This window comes from Kitasatospora nipponensis (assembly GCF_039528135.1).
In the GTDB taxonomy this organism is placed as follows: Bacteria; Actinomycetota; Actinomycetes; order Streptomycetales; family Streptomycetaceae; genus Kitasatospora; species Kitasatospora nipponensis.
Genome location: NZ_BAAALF010000242.1, coordinates 1 through 10,497, shown reverse-complemented (window position 1 = coordinate 10,497; position 10,497 = coordinate 1). Strand labels below are relative to the sequence as shown.

Below are 10,497 nucleotides of genomic sequence, written 5' to 3'. Positions count from 1 at the left end.
ACCCCGCCCCGGGACTCCGACCCCTTCCCCCCCCAGACCGACACCCCGCCCACCGCCCCCGCACCCGCCGCCGTGCACGGCGCCCCGGTCCGGGGGGCCGCGCCGGCCCCCGCCGCGCCCGTGGCGCTGGACCCGTTCGGCACGGTGACGACGAACCAGCCGCTCGACCCGTTCGGCACGGTGACCCGCGCGAGCCAGACCCCGGCACCCACCCCGGTTCCGGTCGCCGCCCCGGCACCCACCGCCACGGCGCCCGCTGCTCCGCCCACGGCCCCGCCGCCCGGCAAGGGCACCCCGGTGATGATCCCGCCCCCGGACTTCGACCCCTTCGCCCCCCAGGTCGACACCCCGGCCGCCCCCGCAGGCGAGGCCGAGGAACCCGCGCCCGGCAAGGGCACCCCGGTGATGATCCCGCCCCCGGACTTCGACCCCTTCGCCCCCCAGCCCGACGCCCCGGCCACCGCCGCGCCGGCGGCCGCGGCCCCGGCCGCCCCCGTGCGCGATCCCTTCTCCTGACCCGCCCGCCGGCCCGGCCTCGCGCCGGCCCGGAACAGCCCGATGACCCCACGGCAGGCCGTGGGGTCATCGTTCACGTGGTCGGAGGGTCAGGTCCTCAGGTGGTCAGCAGCACACCCACGTACGAGACCCCGGCGACCATCACCCAGGACGCCAGCCCCAGCGCCGCCATCCGCCCGCCGGTCCGTACCAGGGTCGGCAGGTTCACCGCGGCTCCCAGCCCGAACAGCGCGGCGGCCAGCACCAGTTCCTGCACCCGCTGCGCGCCGTCCAGCACCCCGCTGCCCAGCAGCCCGGTGCTCCGCAGCACGATCATCGCCAGGAACCCGGCCACGAAGAGCGGCAGCACCGGCGGCCGCTTGCCCGCCACCAGCGGTTCGGCGCCGCCGTCGGCGGCGTCCCGGCGGGCCCGCCGTGCCCGGCGGGCGGCGACCGCGACCCCGGCGACCAGCGGAGCCAGCAGCGCCACCCGCATCAGCTTGACCAGCACCGCCTCGCGCAGCGCCGCCGGCCCCGCGGTCTGCGCGGTGGCCACCACCTGGCCGACGTCGTGCACGCTGGCTCCCACCCAGCGCCCGAACTGCTCGCTGTCCAGCCCCAGCGGGACGTGCAGCAGCGGCAGCACGGCGATCGCCAGCGTGCCGCAGAGCGTCACCAGGGCCACTGAGCCGGCGATGTCCTCCTCCTCGCTGCCCGTCACCTGGCTGACCGCGCCGATCGCCGAGGCCCCGCAGATGGAGTAGCCGGTGGCGACCAGCAGCGGCTGGTCGCCGGGCAGGCCGATCCGCCGCCCGAGCCAGTACGTGCCGGTGAAGGTCGCCGCCACCACCGCGAGCACCATCGCCACCGTCGCCCAGCCGAGGCCGGCCACGTCCGCCAGGCTCAGTTTCAGGCCCAGCAGCACCACGCCCACCCGCATCAGCCGCTTGGCGGCCACCGAGAGTCCGGCCTTGGCCCGGCCGTGCACCAGCGTGCGGCTGCCGGGCAGGTGCGCCGCGGCGATGCCGAGCACCACCGAGGCGGTGAGCATCGGTACCGCCGGCACCAGCCGGTGCACCACGGTGGCCGCGACCACCCCGGCCGCGGCCAGCGCGAGCCCGGGCACCGAGGCCGGCACCGGGCCCGGGGAGCGCAGTTGCAGCGGGATCGGACGGGGCTGGGTCGGGGTCAGGGCCATCAGGCGTGCTCGCCGCGCTGCGCCCCGACGCCGGGCCGCTCGCCCTGCTGCCGCCCCTGCTGCTCGCCGGCGCGCCGGCCGCCGTCGTCGCCGTCGCGCCCGCCCGGCTCCTCGTGGAGCCGGTAGACCCGGCGGATGCTGCTCCCCAGCCGCTGCACGTCCGCGCCGTAGACGTGGATCGAGATCGCGGTGCCGCGACAGGAGTTGTAGACCTGGTGGATGTCCCCGGGCGGCGCGAACCCACAGACCGAGCCGGTCGGGTTGACCACGTCCTCGGTGGCGGCCAGTCGCGCGGTGGCGCCGTCCGGGACCAGCCGGTAGCGCCGCTCGCTCTCCTCGCCCTGGTGCACGCCGGCCACGCACCAGGAGACGTGGTCGTGGATGGCGGTGCGCTGGCCGGGCAGCCAGACCAGCGCCACGACCGAGAAGCTGCCGTCCGGCTCCGCGTGCAGCACGTGCTGGCGGTAGCGGTCCGGGTCGCCCTGGCGCTGCTCGGCGGTGAGCAGGGCGGGCTCCGCCAGGTAGCGGCGCAGCCGCTCACCGGTCAGGTAGGCCGTCAGTTCGGGGGCCAGACCGCGGGCCACCACCTCGCGGATCTCCGCGACGAGGGCGTCGGCCAGCGGGGTGGTGCGGACGCTGGTGGCAGTCACTGTCATGCATGGCAGCTTCTTGCGGTCCGCGCGCGGCGTCCAAGGAGCGTTCCTTCGCTACCGCCAACTCCTGCTTATGGGTGACTGACGCTCGGTCACCGCCCGTTCACCCGGGGCGCTCCCCGGGCCCCCGGGTGGCGGGGTCCCAGGCCCGGCGTCAGCAGCCCACCCGGCTGGCCGCGGCCGACTTGAGCCCGTCCAGCACCAGCGTGGTGGCGGGCAGCGGCAGGTGCTCGCGCAGCACGTACGCGGAGACCTGGCGGCGCACGTGCGGCTCCAGCGAGCGGCCGGTGACCCGGCGGTGGCACAGGAAGGAGAGCACCAGGGAGGGGACCACGGCCAGCCCGACGCCGGCCGCCACCAGGCTCTGCAGGGCGAGGTTGTCGTCGGTGGTGACCACGATGTCGGGGTCGAAGCCCTCCTCCGCGCAGACGTGCAGGAAGTTGGCCCGGCAGCGCGCGCAGCCCGCGATCCAGCGGGCCTGCGACAGCTCGGCCAGCCGCACCGCGTGCCGGCGCGCCAGCGGGTGGCCGACCGGCAGCAGGACCGTCAGCAGGTCCTCCATCAGCCGGATCTCCACCAGTTCCTCCGGCAGTTCGGCCCGCAGCCCCGGGTAGCTGAAGGAGAGCGCGATGTCGCACTCGCCGGCCAGCAGCTTGTGCAGCGACTCGGGCGGCTCGGCCTCCAGCAGCTCGACGCGCACCGCCGGGTGGTCGGCCAGCAGCCGGGCCATCGCCTCGGGGATCAGCGTCGCGTTGGCGCTGGGGAAGGCGCAGACCCGCACCCGTCCCGCGCGCAGCCGGGCCAGCGCCTGGAGCTGCTGCTGGGCGGCGCCGAGGCTGCCGAGGATCACGCTCGCGTGCCGGGCCAGCGTCTCGCCGGCCTCGGTGAGCCGCATCCGGCGCCCGTCGCGGGTGAAGAGCTGGACGCCGGCCTCCCGCTCCAGCGCCCGGATCTGCTGGGTGACCGCGGGCTGGGTGTAGCCGAGCGAGCGGGCCGCCGCGGTGTACGAGCCGGTGCTCACCACCTCGTGGAAGGTCCGGATGTGTCGGGAGTCGAACATCGCAGAATCATAAGCAGAATTTGGGTCATCCGACCCCGACTGCGATTCAAGTGATCATCAGTGTGGAAAGCGGCCACGCTCGGGTGCCCACTCGCCACGCTCCGCCGACCTACTGGGCGTCCGGAGCCGTCCCGGCCGTGGCCATCGGCGCCCCGCCGCGCACCCGCGGGCTGCGCCGCCCGCGCCGCTCCACCCAGCGGGCCAGCCAGGAGAGCAGCAGGCAGAGCCCGATGTAGACCGGGGCGATCACCATCACCACCGGGATGAACGGCAGGTCGTAGTCCAGGTTGGTGGCGATCAGCTTGCCCGCGTGCAGGAACTCCTCGTAGGTGATCAGAAAACCGAGCGAGGTGTCCTTGAGGGCCACCACCAGCTGGCTGATGATGGCCGGCAGCATCGCCCGGTTGGCCTGCGGCACCAGCACGTACGCCATCACCTGGGTCTTGCGCAGGCCCAGCGCGTAGGCCGCCTCGCGCTGCCCGCGCGGCACCGCGAGCACCCCGGCCCGGAAGAGCTCGGCGAGCACCGAGCCGTTGTAGAGGGTCAGTCCGGCCACCAGCGCCCAGAACGGCTGGACCTGCATCGCGACGAAGATGAAGAAGATCATCACCAGCAGCGGCATGGCCCGGAAGAACTCCACCACCAGGGTGCTGGCCCAGCGCACCACCCGGTGCTCGGAGAGCCGGCCGGCCGCGAGCAGCGCACCGAAGGGCAGCGCCAGCACGGCGGTCAGCGCGAACGCCCGCAGGGTGTTCTGCAGCCCCCGCCAGAGCAGCCGCTGGATGCCGGCGTACTCGAAGGGGGTCCACTTGGCGGCGCTGAACTGGCCGGTGTGGATCAGCAGGTGGACCACCCAGCCGGCCAGCGCGGCGATGCCCAGCAGCGCCAGCGCGCCGTACAACCGGTGCCGCGAGCGGGCCCGCGGGCCGGGGATGTCGTAGAGCGCGGAGGCGCTCGCCGTGGTGGCGCTCACCGGGACACCGCCAGTCGTCGTTCCAGCAGGGAGAAGAGGGCGCTGAGGGAGAGTGTGATGACCAGGTAGCCCACCGCGATCCAGACGAAGGTCCACACGATGTCGTAGCCCAGCTCGTTGATCGTGCGGTAGCTGCCCAGCAGTTCGACCACGCTGAACGAGCCGGCGATCGCCGAGTTCTTGGCCAGGGCGATCAGCAGGCTGCCCACCGGGCCGACCACCGAACGGAACGCCTGTGGCAGCACCACCAGCGAGAGGGTCTGGCCGAAGGTCATGCCCAGGCTGCGGGCCGCCTCGCCCTGGCCGAGCGGCACCGTGTTGATGCCCGAGCGCAGCACCTCGCAGATGAAGGCGGAGGTGTAGCAGCCCAGCGCCAGCACCGCGAAGGTGAAGAACGGCAGCGAGACGCCGAACCGCGGCAGCCCGAGCACCACGACGAAGAAGAGCAGGGTCAGGGGCGTGTTGCGCAGCACCGTCACCCAGCCGGCGCCGAAGGCCCGCAGGGCGGGGACCGGCGAGACCCGGAAGCCCGCCATCAGCACCCCGAGCGCCAGCGCCAGCAGGGAACTGACCAGGGTGAGTTCCACGGTTCCGAGGAAGCCGTGCCAGTAGGTGGACCAGTTGGCGGTCAGGACGTGCATCGGGCCGCTCCTCAGTACCGCTGGATCGGGGGCGGGGTGGGGGTCGGCACTCCGGACAGGCCCAGCGTGGCCCGGTACGCCTTCGCCCAGTCGCCGTTGCGCTCGTGGTGCGCCAGTGCGTCGTCGATCGCGCCGCGCAGCACCGCGTCCCCGCGCGGGGTGCCGATGCCGTACGGCTCGGTGGAGAACGGCTCGCCGACGACGCGCAGTTCGTCGGGCACCTTGGCCGCGTAGCCCTGCAGGATCGCGTCGTCGGTGGTGACGGCGTCCACCTGGCCGGTGATCAGGTTGTCGATGCAGGCCGAGTAGGTGTCGTAGCCCACCAACTTGGCCTTCGGGTACTGCTGTTGGATCCGCTGGTAGGGGGTGGAGCCGGCCGCCGAGCAGACCGTGCGGCCGGCCAGGTCCTGCGGACCCTCGATCCCGCTCTCCCGCTTGCGGACCAGCAGGCCCTGCCCGGCGACGAAGTAGGGGCCGGCGAAGCCGACCAGCTTCTTGCGGTTGTCGTTGATGGTGTAGGTGCCGACGTAGTAGTCGACCTGGCCGTTCTGCAGCGCGGTCTCCCGGTTGGCGGAGGCGATCGTCCTGAACTCGATCCGCTCCGGGCCGAACCCCAGGTCGGCGGCGACCATCTTGGCGATCTCGATGTCGAAGCCGGAGTAGACGCCGCTGGCCGGGTCCTTCTGGCCCAGGTAGGGCTGGTCCTCCTTGGCCCCGACCACCAGGTGGCCGCGCCGGCGCGCGGCGTCCAGCGTGCCCGAGCCGGTGGTCGCGGCGCCGGAGGCCACCGGGTAGCTGGGCAACGAGCCGGGCTGCGGTCCCTTGGCGGGCGGCGTGCCCGGCTTGCCGCAGCCGGCCAGCGCGGCCAGCAGGGCGAGCAGCACCAGGGCGGTGCGGCGCATCGCGGCACCCCCTCAGTGCTTGAGGATCTTGGAGAGGAAGTCCCTGGCCCGCTCGCTGCGCGGACTGCTGAAGAACTCCTCGGGGGGACGGTCCTCGATGATCCGGCCGTCCGCCATGAAGACCACCCGGTGCGCGGCGGAGCGGGCGAAGCCCATCTCGTGGGTGACCACCACCATCGTCATGCCCTCGGTGGCCAGGGCGCGCATCACGTCCAGCACCTCGTTGATCATCTCCGGGTCGAGCGCGGAGGTCGGCTCGTCGAAGAGCAGGGCCTTGGGGTCCATCGCCAGGGCCCGGGCGATCGCCACCCGCTGCTGCTGGCCGCCGGAGAGCTGGGCCGGGTACTTGTCCGCCTGGCTCGCCAGGCCCACCCGCTCCAGCAGCGCCCGCCCCTTGGCCTCGGCCTCCGCGCGGCCGCGCCTGCGCACCTTCAGCTGGGCCAGCGTGACGTTCTCCAGCACCGTCTTGTGCGCGAAGAGGTTGAAGGACTGGAAGACCATGCCGACCTCGGCGCGCAGCGCGGCCAGGCCCTTGCCCTCGGCGGGCAGCGGGCGGCCGTCGATGGTGATGGTGCCGCTCTCGATCGGCTCCAGCCGGTTGATCGCCCGGCAGAGCGTCGACTTGCCCGAGCCGGAGGGGCCGATCACCACCACCACCTCGCCGCGCCCCACGGTCAGCTCGATGTCCTGCAGGACGTGCAGCGCCCCGAAGTGCTTGTTGACCCCGCTGAGCTCGATCAGCGGGGCGAAGGTCGTGTCGGTGTTCACGGCGAGTCCCTCCCCTGGACCTGGTACTGCCAGTGTCACCGGCGGCGGGCCGGACCGGGCCTAGCGCTCCTGGTTCTCGCGCCGCCCCTTGAAGAGGTAGCCCAGCACCGCACCGGCCGCCAGGGTGGCGGTGAGCGCGATCCAGAGCGGGGCGGTCACCGTGAAGACCCAGAACTGGATCTTCACCTTGTCCAGGTTCGCCAGCAGGAACCAGAGCGCGAGGGCGGCGACCACGACGCCGACGACCACCCGGGTCGGCACGCCGGCGATCTCGCTCTTCTTCCGCCCGGAGAACGACGAGCCGTTCGGGTTCTTGGTCACCCGGTCAGTCTGCGCGCCGCCGCCGGGCCGGTAGGCCCGATCCGCCCGCGGCTCCCTCGAACGGAGTACCGCTGTCCCTCCAACGGGGGGCATGCCCCGAATCCACGGACGAATCCGCGCAGGCGGGAACATCCGCCGGCCACGGCCGGTTCTCCCCTTCGGAACACCGGACCACTCCGAAGGGCACCTCGCGCGTGAGCACCATCCCCACCGTCACCCTGAACAACGGCATCGCGATCCCGCAGCTCGGCTTCGGCGTCTGGCAGGTCCCGGACGCGGAGGCGGCCGCCGCCGTGCGCACCGCCGTCGAGAGCGGCTACCGCAGCATCGACACCGCCGCGATCTACGAGAACGAGGTCGGCACCGGCGAGGGCCTGCGTCAGGCCGGCGTGCCCCGCGAGGAGCTCTTCCTCACCACCAAGCTCTGGAACAGCGGCACCCGCGACTGGTCCGGCCAGGCCGGCCGCGACGCGGTGCTGCGCGAGTTCGACGCCTCCCTGGAGAAGCTCGGCACCGAGTACGTCGACCTCTACCTGATCCACTGGCCGCGCCCGATGCACGGCAGCTACGCCAACGTCTGGCAGGCCTTCGAGCAGCTGCTCACCGACGGCCGGGCCAAGGCGATCGGCGTCTCCAACTTCGGCCAGGCCGAGCTGACCCGGCTCTTCGAGACCAGCTCGGTCGTCCCGGCGCTCAACCAGGTCGAGCTGCACCCGCACTTCCCCCAGCAGGAGCTGCGCGCCTTCCACGCCGAGCACGGCATCGCCACCGAGGCCTGGAGCCCGCTGGGCCAGGGCAAGGGCCTGCTGACCGAGCCCGCCCTGGTCAAGGTCGCCGCCAAGCACGGGCGCACCGTCGCCCAGGTGGTGCTGCGCTGGCACCTGCAGAGCGGGATCATCGCGATCCCCAAGTCGGTCACCCCCTCCCGGATCCGGGAGAACCTCGACGTGGCCGGCTTCGAGCTGGACGCCGAGGACCTCGAGGTGATCGCCGGTGTCGCCACCGGTGAGCGGATCGGCCCGGACCCGACCGGCTTCGACTGGAACTGACCACCGCGCGGTGGGTGGGACTCGTGCGGCGAGCCCCACCCACCCCGGACAGCACTGCGGGCCCCCGCCGATGGCGGGGGCCCGCAGTGCTGTCCGGGGCAGGCCCGGACCCGGTGCAGAGCCACCGGGGGGCAGTCCCAGCGAACTCCCAGGAACTTACGGGTGAATCGTTACGGCACCGGCGCGAGTCGGGCCGCCTTGGAGAGCAGAACGAGCGCCCGTTGGTGCTCGCTCGAGTCCAGCGGTTCGAGCAGTTGACGCTCCACCTGGGCCACCCCGGCCGCCGCGCTGTGCAGCAACTCCTGCCCGGCGGGCGAGAGCGACAGCAGGTTGCGCCGTCCGTCGGAGGGGTCGCGCCGGCGCAGCACCAGACCGCGCCGGACCAGTCGACTGACCATCTCGGCCATCGTCGCCTTGTCCAGCGAGGCCAGCTCACCGACCGTGCGCTGGTCGGCGCCCGGCTCGGTCTCCAGAGCGTCCAGCACCGCGAACTGAGGTGCCGTCAGCTCGGAGCCGACGTGCTCCGACCAGAGCTTGGTGTGCACCTGCTGGCCCACCCGGATGAGATATCCGACCGCGCGCTGGGCGTCCAGCAGCGGGCGGGCGTCCGCGAGCGCGGCCACCGCGGCCGGCTCCATCCTGGCTATCTTGGCCAGCACGCGCACGAGTTCGAGCTGTTCTTCCGATGTCAGCGGCTCGAAGAGGGTGCGTTGCACCCGCACCACGCCGCCGGTGGCCTCCCGAACGGCCTGAGCGCCGTTCTGCGAAAGGGCCAACAGTTTGCGCCGGCCGTCCGCCGGATCGCGTCGGCGCAGCACCAGGCCACGCCGTACCAGCCGAGCGACCATCTCGGCCATCGTCGCCTTGTCCAGCGAGGCACGCTCTCCCACCGTGCGCTGGTCGGCGCCCGGTTCGAGTGCGAGCGCGAGCAGGACCGCGAACTGAGGAGCCGTCAGTTCGGCTCCGACATGTTCGGACCACAGCCGGGTGTGTACCTGCTGGGCCACGCGGATGAGGTGACCGGGCGACTGCTGAAGCCGTCCGGGCACACGGGTCGTCGGGATCTCCCCCAGCACCATGAATCCGTCCTGATGTCACACCCGGCGTGCTGTGGGACACCCGGGCGGGGCAGTAGCGGCGTGCTGGCCTCCCCCGGGACGGATCGAGACCAACCGCAGTGATTTCGACCCGGATCGAGGGGAGCTCCGCCGTGCAGCCGACGGCTGCTGGCGCACACTATACAAACGCCACGCTCATCGCGGCAGGCAGGGGCGGATAGTAGACGGATGTTCGGCGGACTTGTGGTAGTTCGTCCCCCGGCGGCGAGGCGACCGACCCCCGGAGCGGCACCCTGGCCTGCTCAGCTACCCGCCGGTAGGGTATCCGGGCAGCGCTCTCACCGCCATGTCCACGGGCCCGCGCGCAGGTTGTGCGCCGTCGCCCGCCCCCGTTCCGAGAGAGACGAGTACCTCGCATGACCGAGCAGACCAGTACCCCCCGGGTCGCCGTCGTCACCGGCGCCGCACGCGGCATCGGTGCCGCCACCGCCGAGCGGCTCGCCGCCGACGGCTACGCCGTCGCGGTCGTCGACCTGGAGGAGTCGGCGGGCAAGGAGACCGTCGAGCGGATCACCGCGGCCGGCGGCCGGGCGCTCGCGGTGGGCGCGGACGTCTCCGACGAGGCCCAGGTGCAGGCCGCGGTGGACCGGATCGCCGCCGAACTCGGCTCGCCCGTGGTCCTGGTGAACAACGCCGGGGTGCTGCGCGACAACCTGCTGTTCAAGATGTCGGCGGCCGACTGGGACACCGTGATGAACGTGCACCTGCGGGGCGCCTTCCTGATGACCCGCGCGGTGCAGAAGCACATGGTGGACGCCGGCTTCGGCCGGATCGTCAACCTGTCCTCCTCCTCGGCCCAGGGCAACCGCGGCCAGGCCAACTACTCCGCGGCCAAGGCCGGCCTGCAGGGCTTCACCAAGACCCTGGCCATCGAGCTCGGCAAGTTCGGCATCACCGCCAACGCGGTCGCCCCGGGCTTCATCGCCACCGACATGACGGCCGCCACCGCCGCCCGGGTCGGCATGGAGTTCGAGGCCTTCAAGCAGGCCGCCGCCACCCAGATCCCGGTCAACCGGGTCGGCGTGCCGCAGGACATCGCGCACACCATCTCCTTCCTCGCCAGCGAGGGTGCCGGGTTCGTCAGCGGCCAGGTGATTTACGTCGCCGGCGGCCCGCTCGACTAGTTCGTCCGCCGTAGAACCTCTGGTCCCGGGCGTCGACCGCCAGTGCGGCGCCCGGGCCCGGGACGTAGCCGCCCGGGCCCGGTGTCCAGCCGCGTCCAGGGCCTGTCCTAGGGCTCCCGGGTGGCCGGGACCTGGGCGACCACCCGGTCGAAGTGCGTGGTGGTGTGCCGGACGTTGACGGCCAGCTCGTCGCCG

At 73.0% G+C, this 10,497-nt stretch carries 11 protein-coding genes and 1 pseudogene; 3 read left to right on the top strand and 9 right to left on the bottom strand.

What is annotated here, in order from left to right:
- A pseudogene (locus ABD323_RS36635) lies at positions 1-516 on the top strand (hypothetical protein); the annotation flags it as partial.
- Between the two features lie 97 nt (positions 517-613).
- Here the strand turns inward: ABD323_RS36635 and ABD323_RS36630 are convergent.
- The 8 genes from ABD323_RS36630 to ABD323_RS36595 form a co-directional block, all read right to left on the bottom strand.
- A complete protein-coding gene (locus tag ABD323_RS36630) occupies positions 614-1,693 on the bottom strand; it encodes a YeiH family protein (RefSeq protein WP_344446421.1) in 1,080 nt (359 codons plus the stop codon).
- Positions 1,693-2,349 (bottom strand): cysteine dioxygenase family protein, encoded by a 657-nt coding sequence (locus tag ABD323_RS36625; protein WP_344446420.1) that lies wholly within the window; start codon positions 2,347-2,349, stop codon positions 1,693-1,695. The genes ABD323_RS36630 and ABD323_RS36625 overlap by 1 nt, the downstream gene beginning before the upstream one ends.
- A 151-nt stretch (positions 2,350-2,500) precedes the next feature.
- Entirely contained in the window at positions 2,501-3,406 is a 906-nt protein-coding gene (locus ABD323_RS36620) for a LysR family transcriptional regulator (RefSeq protein WP_344446419.1), read from the bottom strand.
- A gap of 109 nt (positions 3,407-3,515) precedes the next feature.
- Complete coding sequence (locus ABD323_RS36615; protein WP_344446418.1) at positions 3,516-4,379, bottom strand: amino acid ABC transporter permease; 864 nt, start codon at positions 4,377-4,379, stop codon at positions 3,516-3,518.
- Positions 4,376-5,020, bottom strand: a complete 645-nt coding sequence (locus tag ABD323_RS36610; protein ID WP_344446417.1) for an amino acid ABC transporter permease — start codon at positions 5,018-5,020, stop codon at positions 4,376-4,378. Before ABD323_RS36610 ends, ABD323_RS36615 begins: the two co-directional genes overlap by 4 nt.
- An 11-nt stretch (positions 5,021-5,031) precedes the next feature.
- Complete coding sequence (locus ABD323_RS36605) at positions 5,032-5,922, bottom strand: glutamate ABC transporter substrate-binding protein (RefSeq protein WP_344446416.1); 891 nt, start codon at positions 5,920-5,922, stop codon at positions 5,032-5,034.
- Between the two features lie 12 nt (positions 5,923-5,934).
- Positions 5,935-6,663: an amino acid ABC transporter ATP-binding protein gene (locus tag ABD323_RS36600; RefSeq protein ID WP_344446422.1), complete on the bottom strand. Its 729-nt coding sequence runs from the start codon at positions 6,661-6,663 to the stop codon at positions 5,935-5,937.
- An 87-nt stretch (positions 6,664-6,750) separates the two neighbouring features.
- Positions 6,751-7,011, bottom strand: a complete 261-nt coding sequence (locus ABD323_RS36595) for a lipopolysaccharide assembly protein LapA domain-containing protein (protein WP_344446415.1) — start codon at positions 7,009-7,011, stop codon at positions 6,751-6,753.
- A 194-nt stretch (positions 7,012-7,205) separates the two neighbouring features.
- Here ABD323_RS36595 and ABD323_RS36590 point away from each other — a divergent pair, with 194 nt between their 5' ends.
- Positions 7,206-8,060, top strand: a complete 855-nt coding sequence (locus ABD323_RS36590; protein WP_344446414.1) for an aldo/keto reductase — start codon at positions 7,206-7,208, stop codon at positions 8,058-8,060.
- Positions 8,061-8,230: 170 nt separating this feature from the next.
- Here the strand turns inward: ABD323_RS36590 and ABD323_RS36585 are convergent, their stop codons facing one another.
- On the bottom strand, positions 8,231-9,067 hold the full coding sequence (locus tag ABD323_RS36585) for a MarR family winged helix-turn-helix transcriptional regulator (protein ID WP_344446413.1): 837 nt from the start codon (positions 9,065-9,067) through the stop codon (positions 8,231-8,233).
- A gap of 467 nt (positions 9,068-9,534) precedes the next feature.
- On the opposite strand from ABD323_RS36585, the gene fabG reads away from it, so the two are divergent.
- A complete protein-coding gene (gene fabG / locus ABD323_RS36580) occupies positions 9,535-10,302 on the top strand; it encodes a 3-oxoacyl-ACP reductase FabG (RefSeq protein ID WP_344446412.1) in 768 nt (255 codons plus the stop codon).
- Positions 10,303-10,497 lie beyond the last annotated feature (195 nt).

Bases quoted from the DNA above. Each gene is read 5' to 3' on its own strand.
- ABD323_RS36630 (WP_344446421.1), bottom strand. From the start codon at position 1,693: ATGGCCCTGACCCCGACCCAGCCCCGTCCGATCCCGCTGCAACTGCGC.
- ABD323_RS36625 (WP_344446420.1), bottom strand. From the start codon at position 2,349: ATGACAGTGACTGCCACCAGCGTCCGCACCACCCCGCTGGCCGACGCC.
- ABD323_RS36620 (WP_344446419.1), bottom strand. From the start codon at position 3,406: ATGTTCGACTCCCGACACATCCGGACCTTCCACGAGGTGGTGAGCACC.
- ABD323_RS36610 (WP_344446417.1), bottom strand. From the start codon at position 5,020: ATGCACGTCCTGACCGCCAACTGGTCCACCTACTGGCACGGCTTCCTC.
- ABD323_RS36605 (WP_344446416.1), bottom strand. From the start codon at position 5,922: ATGCGCCGCACCGCCCTGGTGCTGCTCGCCCTGCTGGCCGCGCTGGCC.
- fabG (WP_344446412.1), top strand. From the start codon at position 9,535: ATGACCGAGCAGACCAGTACCCCCCGGGTCGCCGTCGTCACCGGCGCC.